Genomic DNA, 17,150 nt, shown 5'->3' with positions numbered 1-17,150 from the left:
GCGCTACAGCGGCCTCATTCGCCTGGTAGCCATCGCCAGCACTACATAGCTGCCCGCCGAGGCCAGCAGGGCGGCGAGATAGGGCGCCTCCCAGTCGAAAGCGTGGGAGCCGATGAGAAAGACGCCAGTGCCGCTCAACAGCGCCGCGTAGGCGGCGAGCCTGGAGCCGGCATCCCTGCGCCACAGCGAGGCCAGCAGCAGCACGAAGATGCCGGCCGAACCGAGGCCGGCGGCTTCCTCGACCAGGCCGTAGACGCTGTCGCTGGCCAGCGCGATGCCGTAGGCGACCACGCCAAACAACACCACCGCGATGCGGTTGGCGCGCAGCTTGTCGCGCTCGCTCCAGCGCGGCCTGAGCGGCAGCAAGACGTTGTGCGCGGCCAGCGAGCCGGCCACCAGCAGCGCGCCAGACAGCGTGGAAAGAATCGCCGACACCAGCGCGCCCAGAAACAGCACGTAGAGCGGCAGCGGCAACTGGCTCTGCGCATAGCGCGACAGCACCTGCTCCGGTTCCAGGCCCTCCCCTATCAGCCCCAGGGCGCCCAGACCCAGGGCCAGCGGGATGCAGGCGATCAGAAAGTACAGGCCAGCGGCACCGACGGTGGCTCCGCGCGCCAGGCCGGGGCTGCGCGTGGCCAGCACCCGCGAGGCCAGCTCCTGCGCGGCGATGGTGCTGAACACCGGCGTCAGCAGGGTTTCCGCAAAGTCCCAGCCGCTGCGCTCGTGCAGCGGGTCGAGGCGCTCGGCCGGCAGCGCCGCCAGTTGCTCGGCGCCGCCCTGCCAGAGAAACACCGCGCCCAGGCCGAGCAGGCCGGCGATCAGCACCAGGCCCTGCACCAGATCGGTCACCGCGTCGCTCCACATGCCGCCGAAGGCGGTGTAGGCGATCACCACCGCGGCCGCCAGGGTCATCGCCAGCAGCAGGCCCAACTCGCTGACCGAGGCCAGCACCTGCCCGAAGGCGCGCACCTGCGCCGCCGCCCAGAGCAGCGAGGAGGGAATCATGATGATCGCCGCCAGCCGCTCCACGCCCAGGCCGTAGCGCTGGCGGAACAGATCGGCGAGCGTGGTGACGCCGCGCTTCCACAGCGATACCGCGAACAGCAGGCCCACCGCCAGCAAGCCCAAGGTGTAGCCGAAGGGATCGGCGACCACGCCGGAGAGCCCGTGCGCATAGGCCTCGCCGGCGGCGCCGATGCAGGTCTCGGCGCCAAACCAGGTGGCGAACACCGCGAAGGTCGCCATCCACGGCCCCAGCGAGCGCCCGGCGAGCAGATAGTCGGACTCGCTGACCGTCCTGCGGCGAAAGCGCCAGGCGATCAGCAGTTGCAGCAGGATGTAGGCGAGCAGCGCGAACAGGATCAGGTTCACGGGCGTCAGCGGTCGGTGGAAGGAAGAGCTGGCGGAGTCTAGCCAGCGGCGTGCCAGAGTTGGTTGTCGGCGGGCTGCCCTGGCTCGAACCGGCTCAATCCCACTGGCTCCGTGCCGAGGCTTCGCGGTAAGGTCGGCAAAGGAGCAAGGGGGAAGCGATTGGGAAGTCGCTTATGTCGGGTCGGCAGCAAAGCGAGGTAGGGTGGGCAAAGCGCAGCGTGCCCACGCGACCGCGATGACCATCCGCGTGGGCTAAAGCCCACCCTACGCAGCTGTACGCAACTAGGGCGCCGCTGCGGGGCGCTGGAAGCTGGCGGCGATCTCGGCGACGGCGGCGATGCTCATCTTCTGCAGGGCCTGCTCCACCGGCGTGTTCTTGAACAGCTTGATCACCTCCGGCACCTGGGTCACGCCCAGGCCGCGCGCGGCGGCGACGGCGGCGAGATCGACGCCGAACTTGGTATTGCTGCCTTCCACCGCGCCGCTGTGCAGCACCCGGCCGGTGCGCGCGTCGAGCACCCGCACGTCCATCGCCACATAGCCTTTCTTGAAGCCGAGATTGAGCACGCCGAGCGCGGCGACATCGCTGTTGATGACGCCGGGAATGGGGATGGGCAGGGCGCCGCCCTCGCTGCCGGTGTCGAAGCCGGTGATGGCGGCGGCGATCAGGTACTGCGCGCCTTCCAGGCCGCCGCCGGGCGCGACCGTGGCGGCGTCGAAGCGCGGGCTCTCGGCAAAGGCCTGCTCGGCCAGCACCGCCGGCAGGTTGTCGCGGTCGAGCACGATGAAGGCCTGCGAGCTGAACAGCTCGGTGACCAGCATATCGCGCACCGCGCCGGTGAACTGCTCCCGGCTCAGCTCCTCGGCCTTGGGCCGGCGCAGGTTGATCAGCACCAGATTGAGATCAAGCGAGCGCACGCCGTAAGGCGGCGTGTGGTCCAGCACCGGCAGCACGGCGACGCGCGGCCGGGCGTTTTCCGGCAGCGCGCGGATGGCGGCGATGGCGTCGCCCTCGCCGCGCACCACCTGGGTGGAATTGCAGGCTGGCAGCAGCAACGCCAGCGACAGGACGATGCCGAGCCGGCGCAGGGCGCCGTGCATGTTTACGCGCTCAGAGCTTGGTCGCGGCGATGTGCTGCACCGCCGCCTCGATGGCGTTGCGGATCGCCTTCTCCATCGGCGTCTTGCTGAAGGCGCCGAGGCCGATCGGCAGATCGGAGCGGGTGTAGACCAGGCCGATGCCGCGATTCGCCGAGGTCGCCTCCACCGTGGTGGCGTTGACCACCCGGCCGGTCTTCACATCGACGATGCGCAGGTTGATGCCGATGCAGGCCTCCTTGGCGGAGACGATGATCGCCGAGCCGCCGCTGCACTCCTTCTCGAAGGAGGTGATCGAGCCACGGATCAGCAGCTCCGCGCCTTCCAGCTCGCCGACCGGCGCGACCGTATCCCGCTTGAAGCGGCCGCTTTCGGCGAGATCCTGCTCGGCAGTGAGGTCTTTAAGGCGGTCGCGCTCGACGACGATGAACTTGCCGGTGTTGACCAGCGAGTCGGTGAGCATGTCGGCCATGCCGGCGCCGACGCCGGGGCCGCCCTCGGAAGAACGGAACTCGAAGGGCTGCACCGCGATGCGCGGCTGCGGGCCGTGCGCCGGGGCGTTCTGCACGGCGGCGATGCCGGGCCCGGAGGAGGACACCACGGTCGCCGTCGAGGCGGCGCAGGCGGTCAGCGAGAAGGACAGGGCGGCAAGGGCGGCGACAGACAGACGCATGGGGTGGCTCCAGAGGGGACGGCAGACCAGCCGTTAGACTGTAGTGCCGCGGGAAGGTGCGCAAGCCTTGACTGTGCGGCTGAACACTTCATGAATTCCGAGTTCCACCGATGACCACCACCGCCGACCCCAGCCGCATCCGCTTCGCCATCCACGGTGGCGCCGGCGATCTGGCGCCCGACGCCGGCCCGCAGCCGGAGCACCGAGCGGCTCTGGCGCGCATCACCGCCGCCGGCCAGGCCCTGTTGCAACAAGGCGGAACCGCGCTGGACGCAGTGGAGCTGGCGGTCGGCCTGCTGGAAGACTGCCCGCTGTTCAACGCCGGCGTCGGCGCGGTGCTCAACCGCGACGGCCTGCCGGAGCTGGACGCCGCCATCCAGCGCGGCAGCGACCGCGCCTGCGGCGCGGTGACCGGCGTGATGCGCACGCGGAGCCCGATCCGCCTGGCGCGGGCGGTGATGGAGCGCTCGCCGCATGTGCTGTTCTTCGGCGCCGGCGCCGAGCAGCTCGGCCGCGAGCTGGGCCTGCCGGAAGTCGAACCCGCCTACTTCGTCACCCACGAGCGCCTGGAGCAGCTGGAGGACGCGCGGCGCAAGGGCATCATCACCCTCGACCACGACTCCGACTTCGACCGCGCGCAGAAGAGCGAGCGCGCCGATGCTGCCTTCGGCACCGTCGGCGCGGTGGCCCGCGACGCCTGCGGCGGTCTGGCGGCGGCGACCAGTACCGGCGGCCTCACCAACAAGCATCCGGGCCGCATCGGCGACACGCCGCTGGTCGGCGTCGGCACCTTCGCCGACGACCGCAGCGCGGCGATCTCCTGCACCGGCACCGGCGAGAGTTTCATCAAGGTCGGCTTCGGCCACGAGGTGCACGCGCGCATGGCCTACCAGGGCTGGGATCTCGCCCAGGCCTGCCGGCACGCGCTGGACGAGGTGCTGCGCTACGGCGGCCGTGGCGGCTGCATCGCCATCGACCATCAGGGCCGCATCAGCCTGCCGTTCAACTCCTATGTGATGTTCCGCGCCTGGGCGGGCGAGGACGGCATCGTCCACACCGGCGTTGGTCTCGAAGACGGCCCCTAGGGCGTAGCAACGGGAAGCGGCTCTATTCGGCCAGTGCGTAGATGCGCTTCAAGTTGGCAAAGCCCTTCATCGCCCTGGCCGGCTGGGCCTCCAGCTCGCGGCCGGCCAGCTCGGCGGTGCGCGGCGAAACCAGCAGCTCGCGGTCCTCGGCCTGCTCGCAGAGCCGCGAGGCGAGGTTCACCGCCGGCCCCACCGCGGTGTATTCCAGCCGCGAGGCGGAGCCGATCACGCCGACGGTGACATAGCCGGTGGCGACCCCGATGCCGATGCCGAGCCTGCCCTTGCGGCTGCTCCAGCGCTGGGTGAGCGCCTGGCAGTCCTTGCGGATGCGCTCGGCGATCTCCAGGCTCACCCGCGCGTGGTCGGGGATCGCCAGCGGCGCGCCGACCAGGATCAGCACGCCGTCGCCGGCGTAGTCCTTGATGGTGCCGCCGTATTCGGCCACCACCGCGCCCACCGCCGCGTAGTAGTCGCGCAGCACCTCCAGCACCCGCGAGCTGGGATGCGCCTGCGCGTAGGCGGTGAAACCGCGCAGGTCGCAGCAGACGATGCTGATCTCCAGATGCGCCTCCTGCATGGCGCCGCGCAAGCCCTTGCGGTTGACGATGTCGGCCACCTGCGGCGACAGGAAGCGGCTCATGAACTGGCCGCGCTGGCCCTGCATGACGTGGTACTGGGTGGCGCCGGCCAACAGGGTCATCAGCCCGGCGGTCATCGACAGCGCCGCGTATTCGTAGGGCAGCACGAAGGCGGCGAGCATGAACGGCGAGGCGGCGACGAAGCCCAGCACCCGCAGTTTTTCGGAGACATCCGGCCGGCGGTTGAGCAGCAGCAGGGTGGAGAACAGCCCGGCGGCGGCCACCAGCAGCACCGGCACCGCGAAGCGCCAGAAGCCGCTGCCGGAAAAACCCAGCGCGCCGTGGCGGGCGGCGCCATAGAACTGCTGCACCCGCAGCTCCGGCCACAGCAGCGACTCCACCAGATACAGCAGCGCCGCCGCCTGGCCTAGGCGGATCACGCCGTCGCCGCCGCGCACGTCGAGATTGCCGCTGGGGATGGTGCGACGCACGCGCAGCAGCCATTCCAGAAACGCCGCCATCGCCAGCGCCTCCGGCAGGGCCAGCCAGCCGGCCCAGCCGGGCACCGTCGCCGGGATGCTCATGCGGATGTAGCCGAAGTTGACGACGATGCCCACGCCCATCGTCGATAGCGCCAAGGCCAGCGCCCGCGAAGTCGGCGTGCGGCCGTCGGCGAGCAGAAACGCCAGCGCCATGCCGACCGCGACCAGGGCCACCAGCAGGTGCGGCAACATCGGGGCGAGTTGGATCACGGCGTCTCCGCGGTCTTGGCCTTGGCGGCGGCGCGCTCGGACTCGTTGTCGGCCTCGAACAACTGTTCCAGCTCGCGGGTGAACTGGTTGGCGGCGGCGCGCAGCGCGGCCTCGTCCTGGTAGACCGCGTGCTGGCGCATCAGGGTCTGCTGATCCTGCTGGTGGAACAGATCCACTGCGCGATGTACTTCGCGCGGCGGCAGGTCCAGCGCCAGCAGCACCCGGCGGGTCATCTCCAGGCTGGAGAAGTAGGCGCGGCGGATGACATCGTCGGGGTTGATGCCGGTATCGATCAGCTGCAGGGCGTGCTGGCGGGTGCGCGCCGAGGCCATCACCCGCAGCTTGGGCGCGAAGGCGCGCACCGCCTGCGCCACCCGCAGGCTCTCGGCCTCGTCGGCGATGGCGATGATGAACAGCCTGGCCTGGTGCACATGAGCGGCGCGCAGCACCTCGTGGCGGGCGGCGTCGGAGAAGAACACCGGGTTGCCGAAGCTGCGCACGAACTGCACGTGCTCGGCGTTCTTGTCGAGCACCGTGTAGGGGATCTTCTTGACCCTCAGCACGCGGCCGATGATCTGCCCGAACGGCCCGAAGCCGGCGATCACCACCGGCGTCTCCGCTACCTGGATCTCGTCGTAGGGCGCCGGCTCCGGCTGCTGACGGCGCGCCAACATCGCCAGCAAGGCATAGAGCGGCGGCGTGGCGATCATCGACAGCGTTACCGCCACCGTCAGCAGCTCGCGTTCGGGCGCATCCAGCAGGCCGGCGGCGGCGGCCACCGCGAACAGCACGAAGGCGAATTCACCGCCCTGCGCCAGCGCGCCGCCCAGGCGCAGGGCGCTGTGGTGGTTCATGCCGGCGCCGCGCCCCAGCGCATACAGCACCAGGCTCTTGAGTAGCAGCAGGCCCAGCGCCAGGCCCAGCACGGTGAGCGGCGCGCTGGCGATCAGACCGAGGTCGGCACCCATGCCGACGGCGATGAAGAACAGGCCCAGCAGCAGGCCCTTGAACGGTTCGAGATCGGCCTGCAGCTCGTGGCGGTATTCGGAGTCGGCGAGCAGCACGCCAGCCAGGAAGGCGCCCAGCGAGGCCGACAGGCCCACCGCCTGCATCGCCAGCGAGACACCGATCACCAGCAGCAGCGCGGCGGCGGTGAAGATTTCCGGCACCTGGGCATTGGCCAGCGCGCGCAGGGCCGGCCGCAACAGGGTGCGGCCGCTGGCGATCACCGCCGCCACCACCGCCAGCGCCTTGGCGATCTCCTGCCAGCCAACGCCGGCGCTGGCCGGCGCCGACAGCAGCGGAATCAGGGCCAGCAGCGGGATCACCGCGATGTCCTGGAACAGCAGAATGGCGAAGGCGCCGCGGCCATGGCGCGCCGCCAGCTCGCCGCGCTCGCCCAGCAATTGCAGCACCAGGGCGGTGGAGGACATAGCCAGCGCCACGCCGATCACCGCCGCGCCGGTCCAGGCCACGCCGAAGTAATGCGCGAGCCCGGCCAGCGGCAGGGCGGTGAGCAGCACCTGGGCGCCGCCCAGCCCGAACACTTCGCGGCGCAGGGTCCAGAGCCGGCGCGGTTGCAGCTCCAGGCCGATCACGAACAACAACAGCACCACGCCGAATTCGCTGGCGTGCAGCAGCTGCTCGGCATCGCGGGCATAGCCCAGGCCATGCGGGCCGATGACCAGACCGGCGGCGAGATAGCCCAGTACCGAGCCCAGACGGGCGCGCTTGAACAGCGGCACGAAGAGCACGGCGGCGGCGAGAAACAGTGCGGCTTCCTGAAGCATTGAGCCCTGATGGCCGGCGGGAGTGGCGGCATTGTACGGGGCCGAGGCGCCCGCTTCGGGGCAGGCGGTCACAGCTCTGCGTATGCTAGTGACTAGTATCCGCATCAGCCCCCGCAATGCTCCGCCCCGCCTGCCTCGCCCTGCTCGCCGTCTGCACCCTGCCCCTGTACGCCCAGGACGAAGGCTCGCCACCATCGACCAGCGCGCCGACCCCGGTGCTGGCGGTGCCGGTACATCTGCCCGGCGCGCCCGGCGAGATCCCGCTCGCCAACCCGGCCCCGGCCGCCGCCGATGCGCCTTTGGATAGCGTCGGCGCCACTCCGCCCAGCGGACCCAAGCCCCTGGTCCCGGCCGCCAACCGCCAGGCAACGCCGGTGCTGGCGACGCCGGCGCGGGTGCAGACCGGCTGCTCGCTGCGCGACTACGGCGCGCCGGTAGACCGCGGCCAGATCGCCAGCGCGATCTTCAACACCTGCTCGGGGGTCTCGCTGCACAAGGCCAATTTCATTCTGCCGTTCAGCTACAGCCCGCGTTTCCCCGGCGACGAGAGCGAGTTCATCTTCCAGATCAGCGGCAAGGCCCAGCTCTGGGACTTTGGCCCCGGCGCGGTCTATTTCGGCTATTCGCAGCGCTCTTACTTTCAGATCTTCAACGAGAAGAAGAGCAAGGCCTTTCGCGAGAGCGACTACAACCCGGAGCTGTTCGTGCGCCTGCCCAGGCCGCTCAAGCTGCTGCCGGACTGGTCGCTCGACGCCGGCTTCGAGCACGAGTCCAACGGCCAGGATCTGCCCGACTCGCGCTCCTACAACCGCCTGTTCTTCGCGCCCTACTGGACCAAGGGCCGGCAGGCCTTGCAGCTCAAGACCTGGTGGCGCATCCCCGAGGACGACGGCCGCCCTGCCACCGACCCCAAGCGCGACGACAACCCCGACCTCGGCAGCTACTACGGCTACGGCGAGCTGCGCTACCGCCACGACCTGCCCTGGAAGAACCAGCTGTTCGAAGTGCTGCTGCGCGGCAATGCCGCCACCGGCCGCGGCGCGGTGCAGGTGGACTACAGCCTGGAAATCGGACCGGTCGGCGCGCTGTTTCTGCGCGTGTTCAACGGCTATGGCGAGAGCCTGATCGACTACAACCGCAGCGTCACCCGCGTCGCCCTCGGCGTCGCCTTGCAGCGGTGAGCCAGCGCGGCCTGCTCGGCGCCTGGCTGGCGCTGGGCCTGATGATCGCCCCCGCAGCGCGAGCCCTGGACCCAGGCGAGGCGGCGCCGGAAGTCGCCGGCCGGCATCTGCTGTACGCGGATCAGCGGCTGCGGCTCAGCGAGATGCGCGGCAAGCTGGTGATCGTCGATTTCTGGGCCACCTGGTGCGGGCCCTGCGTGATCTCGATGCCGCAACTGGACGCGCTACGGACCAAGCTGCATGGCGAGGGCCTGGCCGAGCGTTTCGAGATCATCGGCGTCAATGTCGATGACGATCCAGCGCGGGCGCGCCGGTTCCTGGAACTGCACCCGGTGCACTACCCGGTGATTTCCGACCTCATCGGTCTGGCGGCGCGTCGCTATGCGCCGCCCAAGCTACCCAGCGCCTATCTGGTTGGCGCCGACGGCCAGGTGAAGTTCATCTACTACGGCCACGGCGAGGGCTATGCGGAGACCCTCGAAGAAAAGCTGCGCGAGCTGCTGGCCGCCGAGGCGGCGGGCGGCTGAAGCTGTGACTCAGGCGACGTCGGCCGGCTGAGCGCGGGCGAGTCGCTGCGAGCGTTGCAGGGCAACCAGCTCCATCACCCCCCAGAGCACGGCGCTGCCCAGGCTGAGCGCCGGGTAGCTGCGAAAGCTGCGGACGATTTCACGCATGGCTTAGGACTCCTCTTTGGGAAGGACACGGCCGGCACCGTATCAAGCCTCTGTGAAGTCTCTGTGGCAGTCCGATGACAGCGGCCATGACCGGCGCATTTCCGCTGGCTCGCGGGCTAGACTCCCGCGTCTTCAGACCCACCATCCGCGCGTGAACGACCGCCCCCTGCCCGAGCTGAGCGAGCTACAGCAACTGATCGCCGAGGGCGGTGCCCATCTGCAAGCGCGGACGCTCTGCGAAGCCCGGGTTGGCGGCCGACGCTTCCCGGTGCAGGCGATCACGCTGGGCAATCCCTCGCTGGAAGTGCCGGCGGTGGGCTTCTTCGGCGGCGTGCACGGCCTGGAGCGCATTGGTGCGGAGGTGGTGATCGCCTTTCTGCGCAGCCTGGTCAAGCGCCTGGCCTGGGATGAGCTGCTGCACCAGCAGCTGCGCGAGATGCGCCTGGTGTTCATGCCGCTGGTGAATCCGGGCGGCCTCTGGCTGGGCACCCGCGCCAACCCCAATGGCGTCGATCTGATGCGCAACGCGCCGGTGGAGGCCTTGCAGCCGGTGCCGCTCTTGATCGGCGGCCAGCGCCTGAGCCGCGGCCTGCCCTGGTACCGCGGTGCCGCCGGCGCAGCGATGGAAATGGAGAGCACCGCGCTCTGCGCTCTGGTCGAGGAAGAGCTGCTGAGTCGTAGCTTCAGCCTGGCGGTGGACTGCCATTCCGGCTTCGGCACCCGCGACCGCCTGTGGTTTCCGCACGCGCATACGGCGGCGCCGATCGAACATCTGCCGGAGCTGCACGCCCTGTATCGCATCTACGAGCAGGCCAACGTGAACCACCAGTACGTGTTCGAGCCGCAGAGCCTGCAATACCTCACCCACGGCGATCTCTGGGACTACCTCTACCTGCGCGCGCTGAAAAACCCGCAGCGGATCTTCCTGCCGCTGACCCTGGAGATGGGCTCCTGGCTGTGGGTGAAGAAGAACCCGCGCCAGCTGTTCTCGCGCATGGGCATCTTCAACCCGCTGATCGGCCACCGGCAGCAAAGGGTGATGCGCCGGCATCTGGCGCTGCTGGAGTTCTTCACCCGCGCCGCCCGCAGCCACCCACGCTGGCTGCCCACCGGGGCAGCGCGCGAGCCGCTGCGCCAGCAGGCCCTGCAACACTGGTATTCATCAGCCCCACGATGAGCGAAGCACCCTGGATACTCCTGCGCGGACTGATGCGCGACCGCCGCCACTGGGGCGATTTTCCGGCGCGGTTCCAGGCGCAGTTCCCCGGTGCCCGGCTGCTGATGCCCGACCTGCCCGGCAACGGCCTGCGCCACCAGGAGGCGAGTCCGGCGCGCGTCGAGGCGATGGCCGAGCACTTTCGCGAGGAGTTGCGCCGCCAGGGCATCGCCCCGCCCTACCGGCTGTTCGCGATGTCGCTGGGCGCGATGGTGGCGGTGGCCTGGAGCAGCGCGCATCCGGAGGAGATCGAGAGCTGCGTGCTGGTCAACACCAGCCTGCGGCCGATCAGCCCCTTCCACCACCGGCTGCGCCCGGTGGCCTACCCGCTGCTGCTGCGTCTGGCCTTGGGCAGCCCCGGCCCGCGCGCGGCCGAACAGGCGGTGCTGGAGCTGACCAGCCGACACACCGAGCGGACTGGCGCGGTGCTAGACGACTGGAGCACCTGGCGCCGCTCGCACCCGGTCTCGCGCGCCAATGGCCTGCGCCAGCTGGGGGCGGCGATCCGCTTCCGCGCGCCGGCCACCAAGCCTGGGGTGCCCCTGCTGCTGCTGAATGGTGCCGGCGACCGGCTGGTGGACCCGCGCTGTTCGCAGGCCCTGGCCGCGCTCTGGCAGGTGCCGTTGCGGGTGCATCCCAGCGCCGGCCACGACCTGCCGCTGGACGACGGCGCCTGGGTGGCGCAGCAGATCGGTGACTGGGAGCGTCAGCGCGCCGCAAAGCCGGCGGCTACACCCTAGGGCGTCTGCTGGCCGACGTACTGGAAGCGCGGCACCGGGCCATCCGGAGTGTTGACCGCTTCGTTCCAGACGCGCAGGCGGCGGGTGCTCATCGGCAGGCCCGCGCGCGGATACAGCCGGGTGTAGACCACCACGGTCTCGTCGGTCTCATCCTCCCGCGCCAGACCCAGCGCCAGGTAGAAATTGCCCTTGTAGTGGCGGTAGACGCCGGCGCGAAAGCGATCGAGATCGGTCATCGAAACTCCCCTGCGGCGATCGGCGCTAATGCAGATCGCCAACCCGCAGCGACCGCGCCGGCACCAGCTCGGCAGTGAGGGCAGTCGGGTTCGCCGTCGCCAGTCGGGCGACGCCCTTGCCGCCGCGCTTGGCCTCGTACATGGCCTGGTCGGCGGCGCGCAGCAGCGAGTCCGAATCCAGGCCGTGATCGGGGTAGAGCACCACGCCGACACTGCAACCCAGGCTCAGCGGCTCCTCCGGCGCGAGCTCTAGCTTGAACGGCCAGCTCATGATCTGGCAGATCTTGTTGCCCACCGCCAGCGCGCTGGCGGCATCGGCCTGCTGCTCGATCATCACCGCGAACTCGTCGCCACCCAGACGCGACACCGTATCGGCGCGACGCACCGCCGAGGTCAGCCGGGTGGCGATCTGCCGCAGCAGCTCGTCGCCGGCGGCATGTCCGTACTGGTCGTTGACGCCCTTGAAGCCGTCGATGTCGATGAACAGCACACCCAGCCGGCTGCGGCTGCGGTCGGCGCGGGCAATGGCGTTGGCCAGCCGGTCCATGAACTGCAGGCGGTTGGGCAGGCCGGTGAGCGGATCCTGGTAGGCCAGCTTGCGGAAAGTCTCCTGCAACTCCTGCACCTCGCGGCCGCGCTCGTAGAGCTGCTCCAGCGCCGACTGCAGGCCCAGCTTGCTGCGGTAGGCGTTGAGGTAGGCGCGTACCTTGGGCAGCAGATTGTGCTTCTGCAGGGGCCGCAGCACGTAGTCGAGATTGGCGGCATCGAAGCGCTGCAGACGCTCCGGATCGCGGCTGGAAGCCTCCGAAGCCAGGAAGATCACCGGGCTGTCGCCAAAATATTCCTCCCAGACCCCCGGCGCCTCGGAGCCCGGTTCCGGCAGCCGCGCCGGCTCCTGGGCGACGATCACCAGCGCCGGCTGCTGCTCCAGAAACATCTGCGCCGCCTGGTCCAGCGACTTGCGCAGGCTGAACTCAGCCTCGACACCTTCCAGCATCTGGCGGATGTTGCGGATGTCCTCGTTGGCCTCGCCGACCAGCAGGATGGTCGGCAGGGCGTGGGCGGCCTGGCTCATATCCCGCCCCACACTCGCACACAGCCGCCTAGCCGCCACGGCTGACCCGCCGCGGCAGTTGCCGACAAATGAGGGCCGCCCCATCCCGCAGTCGGGAATCTGACAGACCCTGTGGTACTCGCTGTCGCCAAGACGGCTACCTCGTTGCTACGTGCAGCCCGGAGCGGATGCCCCGGCCTGGATATCTCTGCTTCTCAGCAAACAACCGGCAACTTTCGGGCCTGAGCTCCAACTGGGAGCCCAGAAATGACCCTGCGACGGTGTGGGGGCGCTGGAAGAATTTTCCAGCTTGGTGCCGGCTGAGGGATTCGAACCCCCGACCTACGGTTTACAAAACCGTTGCACTACCGCTGTGCTAAGCCGGCCCTCTGGAAGGCGCGCAGTGTAGAGCCTGCGACGGTTTATTTCATCGCGCCGAGCCGGCCTCGGAAAGCGCCAGCAGCCCTTCCAGTACCAGTTGCGGACGCAACTGCCAGTCGCCCGGCAACTGCGGCAGCAGCAACACGGCGTCGCCGCCGGTGAGCATCAGAGCCTCCTCCGAGTCTCCCCCCGGGGCACGCAGGCAGTGCTCCACTGCCCCCAGGGCGGCGAACAGCGCGCCCTGGCGGATCGCGGTCTCGGAGTTGGTGCCCAGCCCGCGCGGATCGGCAGGGACGGCGGCCGGCGTCGCGGTCGCGGTCACCTGCAACAGGCTGGCCAGGGCGCTGCCATAGCCGGGAGCGATGATGCCGCCGAGGTGACGGCCCTCGCGATCCACCCGGTCGAAGGTCAGCGCGGTGCCGGCGCTGAGCACCACGAAGGGCCCGCGCCGCTGCTGCCAGACCGCGACCATCGCCAGCCAGCGGTCAATGCCCAGACGCTCCGGCTGCGGGTAGACGTTGCGCAGGCCCTGCCATTCGGCACGGCTGCGTGGCAGTTGCGGCGCGATGCCGCAACTGGCCTGCACCACCGACTGCCAGCGTGCCGCCTCACCCAGGCGCGGCACGGCGGAGAGCCAGACTTCCTCCACCGCCGGCCAGGCGCGGCTGGCGAATGCGGCCCAGGGATCACCCTGGTGGAGCAGCGGCTCGCCGGGCTGGAGCTCGCCATCCCAGAGCGCCCACTTGAGCCGGGTGTTGCCGACATCGACCAGGAGCTTCATGCCGCGACCCGCACGCTGACTTCGCCGGCATGCACCACCCGGCGCTCGCTGCCGACTTCGACGATCAGCCCCCCGTCGGTGTCGATGCCGCGCGCCACGCCCTCGTAGCCGCCCTGGGCCTCGACCCGCACCGGGCGGTCCTGCAAGAGGTCGCGCTGACGCCACTCGCCAGCGAAGGGCGCAAAGCCGAATTCCTGGTAGTGCTGTAGGGCCAGCGCCAGCTCGGTGAGCACCGCCACCGCCACCGCCTCGCGCGCCGGCAGTACGCGGCTGCGGGCCGCCAGCGCGGCGGCCAGGCTGGTCCAGGGCTGGCCGACGGCCTGGGCCTGTACCGCCTCCATCTGCAGATTGAGGCCGACGCCGACCACTACCCTACAGGGGCCGCCGGCCTCGCCGCGCGGCTCGATCAGCACGCCCGCCAGCTTGCGGCCGTCGGCGTGCAGGTCGTTGGGCCATTTGATGCCGGCTTCCGGCAGGCCCAGCGCCGACAGGGCACGGGCCAGCGCCACCGCCACCGCCAGCGGCAGGGTGGTGAGCCGCGCCGGCCAGGCCGGGAAGCTCCAGGCCAGCGAGAGGTAGAGATTGGCGCCGAACGGCGACACCCAGTCGCGGCCGCGCCGGCCGCGGCCGGCGGTCTGGCTTTCGGCGAACAGTGCCTGCGGGTCCTGCGCCGGCTCGGCTTCGAGCAGGCGGGTGTTGGTGGAGTCCACGCGGGCTTCGACTGCCACCCGCAGGCCCAGCGCACGCACGCTGGCCGGCAGCGCGGTGGTGATGCGGGCGGCATCCAGGCGTTGCAGGGGATGCGCGAGCCGGTAGCCGGCGCCGGGCTGGGCATCCAGCGCGACGCCCCAGTCGCGCAGCTTGGCTACACGCTTGGCAAGCGCCGCGCGGCTGATGCCGAAACGCTCGGCCAGGGCCTCGCCGGAATGGCGCTCGCCGTCGGCCAGCGCGTCGAGCAGATCCAGCAGCGGGTCGCTACTCACTTCAGGCCCAGGGCGCGGCCCAGCAGCCTCGCCTTTTCAAAACGCGGCTCGGTGCCGGCGCGCAGGCGCGCCCAGTTGGCGCGGTGCTTGACCAGCACCAGCAGGGCCATGGCGGTGGTGAACGCGCCGGCGCCAGAAAACAGTCCCTGCTCGCTGAAGCAGGCGACGTGCAGCAGCGCCACCACGCTAGCGCCCAGGGTGGCGAGGCTGACCGTGCCGGTGAGCAGCACCACCAGTACGAAGGCCAGCAGCATCCACGGAAAACTGGCCGGCAGCAGGGCGGCGAACACGCCGGCCACCGTCGCCACGCCCTTGCCGCCCTGGAAGCGGTGCCAGAGCGGATAGCAATGGCCGAGCACCGCCGCCGCACCGCAGGCATAGGCCAGTTCCGGCGTCGCCGCCGCCCCGGCCAGGCGCGGCAGCAGCAGCGCCGCGACCACGCCCTTGCCGACATCAATCAGCAGCACCGCCAGCGCAAAGCCCTTGCCCTGGGTGCGCAGGGCATTGGTGGCGCCGATGTTGCCGCTGCCGCTGGCGCGCAGATTCACGCCGCCCTTGAGGCGGGCGACGATCAGCCCGCCCATCAGCGAGCCCAGGGCATAGGCCGCCAGCATCAGCAGCGGCGTGGTGAGGATCAGGGGCATGGGTAGGTATGACGACGGTGGATGGCCTCGATGGCGGCCAGGACTTCCGGGCTCAGGCGCAACTGCGCGGAGGCGAGATTGGCCTCCAGTTGCGCCAGACTGGTGGCGCCGATCAGGGTGCTGGTGACGAACGGCCGGCTGTGCACGTAGGCGAGCGCCATCTGTGCGAGGTCCAGCCCATGGGCCTGCGCCAGCCGCCGGTACTCGGCGGTCGCCGCCTCGGCCTCGGGCGTGCTGTAGCGCTGGAAGCGGCTGAACAGCGTCAGCCGCGCGCCCTCGGGCTTCGCGCCGCCCAGGTATTTGCCGCTGAGCACGCCCATCGCCAGCGGCGAATAGGCGAGCAGGCCCACCGCCTCGCGGTGCGTGAACTCGGCCAGCCCCACCTCGTAGCTGCGGTTGAGCAGGGAGTAGGGGTTCTGGATGCTGGCGACTCGCGGCCCGCCCTGCTCGCGCTCCAGGCGCAGGTATTCCGACAGGCCCCAGGGCGTCTCGTTGGAGATGCCGATGTGCCGCACCTTGCCGGCCCGTACCAGCTCGCCGAGCGCGCCGTAGGTCTCCTCGATGGACGGGCCGTCGCGATCCTGCGGCGTGTAGCCGAGCTGGCCGAAGAAATTGGTCGGGCGCTGCGGCCAGTGCACCTGGTAGAGGTCGATCCAGTCGGTGCGCAGGCGTTTGAGCGAGCTGTCGCAGGCGGCGAGCAGGCTGGCGCGGTCCAGGCAGGAGCCGCCGCGCAGGTAGGGGAACATGCCCGGCCCGGTGACCTTGGTGGCGAGCACGATGTCCTGGCGTCGCCCAGTTTTGGCGAACCAGCTCCCGATGTACTCCTCGGTGCGGCCCTGGGTTTCGGCGCGCGGCGGCACCGGGTACATCTCGGCGGCGTCGAACAGGTTCACGCCCTCGGCGACGGCGCGGTCCATCTGCGTGTGCGCCTCGGCCTCGCTGTTCTGCTCGCCCCAGGTCATGGTGCCGAGGCCGATCAGCGAAACCTTGAGGCCGGTGCGGCCCAGTGGGCGATAGTCCATGCGGGTTTCCAAGCTAGCGGTGGCGGCGGTCGGCGAGCCGCTCGATGGCATCGCCGAGCAGCAGCTCCATCGCCTGCTCCTGCTGCTCGCCCGGCACCACCACGGTGCTGGGGCTGGAGATGAAGGCGTCGGGGATCAGCGCCAGGATGCCCTCGAAGCTGGCCTCGAAGCGCGCCGCCTTGTTGAAGTGGATGACGATCAGGCTCTCGTCGGCGGCCGGGATCGCCTGCGGCTCGAAGGGGTTGGAGGTATCGACCAGCGGCACCCGCTGGAAGTTGACGTCGGTGCGCGAGAACTGCGGCAGGATGTAGTTCACGTAGTCGGGCATGCGGCGCAGGATGGTGTTGGTGACCTCCTGCGAGGTGTAGCCGCGCTCGGCAGTGTCGCGATTGATCTTCTGGATCCACTCCAGATTGATGATCGGTGTCATGCCCACCAGCAGATCGACATGCTGGGCGATGTCCACCTCGCCGGTCACCAGGCCGCCGTGCAGGCCTTCGTAGAACAGCACGTCGGTGCCCGGGGCGATACGCCGCCAGGGCGTGAAGCTGCCCGGATTCTGCCGCGCGGCGCGCGCCTCCTCCTCGGTGTGCAGGTAGTGGCGGGTCTGCCCGCTGCCGGTTTCGCCGTACTCGCGGAACAGGTTTTCTAGACGACCGAGCAGATTGCCCTGGGTGCCGAACAGCGACAGCGTCTCGCCGCGGATGCGCGCCCGCTCCAGCATCTGCCGCCAGTTGTCGCGCTCGTAGGCGTGAAAGCTGTCGCCCTCGACATAGGCGGCCTTGAGGTCGAGGTCGGCGAAGATGCGCTCGAACACCCGCTTGGCCGTGCTGGTGCCGGCTCCCGAGGAACCAGTGACAGCGATGATGGGGTGGCGGGCGGACATGGCCT

18 protein-coding genes and 1 tRNA gene are annotated in these 17,150 nt (G+C 70.0%); 5 read left to right on the top strand and 14 right to left on the bottom strand.

The features are described 5' to 3' along the window. Positions 1-3: 3 nt before the first annotated feature. From AC3WT6_RS15365 to AC3WT6_RS15355, 3 genes are all read right to left on the bottom strand, one after another. Positions 4-1,371 (bottom strand): high affinity choline transporter 1, encoded by a 1,368-nt coding sequence (locus AC3WT6_RS15365; RefSeq protein WP_492654477.1) that lies wholly within the window; start codon positions 1,369-1,371, stop codon positions 4-6. Between the two features lie 282 nt (positions 1,372-1,653). Next, positions 1,654-2,472 carry a CsgG/HfaB family protein gene (locus AC3WT6_RS15360; protein ID WP_492654476.1) on the bottom strand — a complete coding sequence of 273 codons (819 nt, stop codon included), beginning with the start codon at positions 2,470-2,472 and terminating at the stop codon, positions 1,654-1,656. 10 nt (positions 2,473-2,482) lie between these two features. Next, a complete protein-coding gene (locus tag AC3WT6_RS15355; protein WP_492654475.1) occupies positions 2,483-3,142 on the bottom strand; it encodes a CsgG/HfaB family protein in 660 nt (219 codons plus the stop codon). Positions 3,143-3,252: 110 nt separating this feature from the next. Between AC3WT6_RS15355 and AC3WT6_RS15350 the strand changes: the two genes are divergently transcribed. After that, positions 3,253-4,227, top strand: a complete 975-nt coding sequence (locus AC3WT6_RS15350) for an isoaspartyl peptidase/L-asparaginase family protein (RefSeq protein ID WP_492654474.1) — start codon at positions 3,253-3,255, stop codon at positions 4,225-4,227. 22 nt (positions 4,228-4,249) lie between these two features. Here AC3WT6_RS15350 and AC3WT6_RS15345 read toward each other — a convergent pair whose 3' ends face one another. Both AC3WT6_RS15345 and AC3WT6_RS15340 read right to left on the bottom strand, forming a co-directional pair. Continuing rightward, positions 4,250-5,557: an adenylate/guanylate cyclase domain-containing protein gene (locus AC3WT6_RS15345; protein WP_492654473.1), complete on the bottom strand. Its 1,308-nt coding sequence runs from the start codon at positions 5,555-5,557 to the stop codon at positions 4,250-4,252. After that, positions 5,554-7,347: a monovalent cation:proton antiporter-2 (CPA2) family protein gene (locus AC3WT6_RS15340; RefSeq protein WP_492654472.1), complete on the bottom strand. Its 1,794-nt coding sequence runs from the start codon at positions 7,345-7,347 to the stop codon at positions 5,554-5,556. The genes AC3WT6_RS15345 and AC3WT6_RS15340 overlap by 4 nt, the downstream gene beginning before the upstream one ends. A 116-nt stretch (positions 7,348-7,463) precedes the next feature. On the opposite strand from AC3WT6_RS15340, the gene AC3WT6_RS15335 reads away from it, so the two are divergent. Further along, complete coding sequence (locus tag AC3WT6_RS15335) at positions 7,464-8,528, top strand: phospholipase A (protein WP_492654471.1); 1,065 nt, start codon at positions 7,464-7,466, stop codon at positions 8,526-8,528. Continuing rightward, positions 8,525-9,055 carry a TlpA family protein disulfide reductase gene (locus AC3WT6_RS15330; RefSeq protein WP_492654470.1) on the top strand — a complete coding sequence of 177 codons (531 nt, stop codon included), beginning with the start codon at positions 8,525-8,527 and terminating at the stop codon, positions 9,053-9,055. Before AC3WT6_RS15335 ends, AC3WT6_RS15330 begins: the two co-directional genes overlap by 4 nt. Positions 9,056-9,064: 9 nt before the next feature. Here the strand turns inward: AC3WT6_RS15330 and AC3WT6_RS15325 are convergent, their stop codons facing one another. Then, the gene (locus tag AC3WT6_RS15325; protein WP_492654469.1) at positions 9,065-9,202 is read right to left on the bottom strand and encodes a hypothetical protein; all 138 of its coding nucleotides are present in this window, start codon (positions 9,200-9,202) and stop codon (positions 9,065-9,067) included. 151 nt (positions 9,203-9,353) lie between these two features. On the opposite strand from AC3WT6_RS15325, the gene AC3WT6_RS15320 reads away from it, so the two are divergent. Both AC3WT6_RS15320 and AC3WT6_RS15315 read left to right on the top strand, forming a co-directional pair. After that, positions 9,354-10,379 (top strand): M14 family zinc carboxypeptidase, encoded by a 1,026-nt coding sequence (locus AC3WT6_RS15320; protein WP_492654468.1) that lies wholly within the window; start codon positions 9,354-9,356, stop codon positions 10,377-10,379. Next, complete coding sequence (locus AC3WT6_RS15315; RefSeq protein WP_492654467.1) at positions 10,376-11,158, top strand: alpha/beta fold hydrolase; 783 nt, start codon at positions 10,376-10,378, stop codon at positions 11,156-11,158. Before AC3WT6_RS15320 ends, AC3WT6_RS15315 begins: the two co-directional genes overlap by 4 nt. Here the strand turns inward: AC3WT6_RS15315 and AC3WT6_RS15310 are convergent. The 8 genes from AC3WT6_RS15310 to AC3WT6_RS15275 form a co-directional block, all read right to left on the bottom strand. Continuing rightward, positions 11,155-11,394, bottom strand: a complete 240-nt coding sequence (locus AC3WT6_RS15310) for a DUF1653 domain-containing protein (RefSeq protein WP_492654466.1) — start codon at positions 11,392-11,394, stop codon at positions 11,155-11,157. The two genes, AC3WT6_RS15315 and AC3WT6_RS15310, sit on opposite strands and share 4 nt — an antisense overlap. Before the next feature lie 25 nt (positions 11,395-11,419). After that, entirely contained in the window at positions 11,420-12,469 is a 1,050-nt protein-coding gene (locus AC3WT6_RS15305; RefSeq protein ID WP_492654465.1) for a diguanylate cyclase domain-containing protein, read from the bottom strand. Between the two features lie 290 nt (positions 12,470-12,759). After that, positions 12,760-12,834 (bottom strand) — tRNA-Thr (locus AC3WT6_RS15300). 41 nt (positions 12,835-12,875) lie between these two features. Next, complete coding sequence (locus AC3WT6_RS15295; protein WP_492654464.1) at positions 12,876-13,610, bottom strand: type III pantothenate kinase; 735 nt, start codon at positions 13,608-13,610, stop codon at positions 12,876-12,878. Continuing rightward, a complete protein-coding gene (locus tag AC3WT6_RS15290; protein ID WP_492654463.1) occupies positions 13,607-14,593 on the bottom strand; it encodes a biotin--[acetyl-CoA-carboxylase] ligase in 987 nt (328 codons plus the stop codon). The genes AC3WT6_RS15295 and AC3WT6_RS15290 overlap by 4 nt, the downstream gene beginning before the upstream one ends. Continuing rightward, positions 14,590-15,237, bottom strand: coding sequence for a glycerol-3-phosphate 1-O-acyltransferase PlsY (gene plsY / locus AC3WT6_RS15285; protein ID WP_492654462.1), 648 nt, complete (start codon positions 15,235-15,237; stop codon positions 14,590-14,592). The genes AC3WT6_RS15290 and plsY overlap by 4 nt, the downstream gene beginning before the upstream one ends. Further along, positions 15,228-16,259, bottom strand: coding sequence for an NADP(H)-dependent aldo-keto reductase (locus AC3WT6_RS15280; protein WP_492654461.1), 1,032 nt, complete (start codon positions 16,257-16,259; stop codon positions 15,228-15,230). The genes plsY and AC3WT6_RS15280 overlap by 10 nt, the downstream gene beginning before the upstream one ends. A 13-nt stretch (positions 16,260-16,272) precedes the next feature. After that, positions 16,273-17,145 (bottom strand): phosphoribulokinase, encoded by an 873-nt coding sequence (locus AC3WT6_RS15275; RefSeq protein ID WP_492654460.1) that lies wholly within the window; start codon positions 17,143-17,145, stop codon positions 16,273-16,275. Between the last annotated feature and the right edge of the window lie 5 nt (positions 17,146-17,150).

The sequence above is a fragment of the Stagnimonas sp. FW305-C-60 genome, assembly GCF_058782965.1.
This window is presented reverse-complemented; position numbering and strand designations above follow the sequence as displayed.

Coding starts and splice junctions, on each gene's coding strand:
- AC3WT6_RS15360 (WP_492654476.1), bottom strand. CDS start 2,472: ATGCACGGCGCCCTGCGCCGGCTCGGCATCGTCCTGTCGCTGGCGTTG.
- AC3WT6_RS15355 (WP_492654475.1), bottom strand. CDS start 3,142: ATGCGTCTGTCTGTCGCCGCCCTTGCCGCCCTGTCCTTCTCGCTGACC.
- AC3WT6_RS15350 (WP_492654474.1), top strand. CDS start 3,253: ATGACCACCACCGCCGACCCCAGCCGCATCCGCTTCGCCATCCACGGT.
- AC3WT6_RS15340 (WP_492654472.1), bottom strand. CDS start 7,347: ATGCTTCAGGAAGCCGCACTGTTTCTCGCCGCCGCCGTGCTCTTCGTG.
- AC3WT6_RS15335 (WP_492654471.1), top strand. CDS start 7,464: ATGCTCCGCCCCGCCTGCCTCGCCCTGCTCGCCGTCTGCACCCTGCCC.
- AC3WT6_RS15325 (WP_492654469.1), bottom strand. CDS start 9,202: ATGCGTGAAATCGTCCGCAGCTTTCGCAGCTACCCGGCGCTCAGCCTG.
- AC3WT6_RS15315 (WP_492654467.1), top strand. CDS start 10,376: ATGAGCGAAGCACCCTGGATACTCCTGCGCGGACTGATGCGCGACCGC.
- AC3WT6_RS15310 (WP_492654466.1), bottom strand. CDS start 11,394: ATGACCGATCTCGATCGCTTTCGCGCCGGCGTCTACCGCCACTACAAG.
- AC3WT6_RS15305 (WP_492654465.1), bottom strand. CDS start 12,469: ATGAGCCAGGCCGCCCACGCCCTGCCGACCATCCTGCTGGTCGGCGAG.
- AC3WT6_RS15295 (WP_492654464.1), bottom strand. CDS start 13,610: ATGAAGCTCCTGGTCGATGTCGGCAACACCCGGCTCAAGTGGGCGCTC.
- plsY (WP_492654462.1), bottom strand. CDS start 15,237: ATGCCCCTGATCCTCACCACGCCGCTGCTGATGCTGGCGGCCTATGCC.
- AC3WT6_RS15280 (WP_492654461.1), bottom strand. CDS start 16,259: ATGGACTATCGCCCACTGGGCCGCACCGGCCTCAAGGTTTCGCTGATC.
- AC3WT6_RS15275 (WP_492654460.1), bottom strand. CDS start 17,145: ATGTCCGCCCGCCACCCCATCATCGCTGTCACTGGTTCCTCGGGAGCC.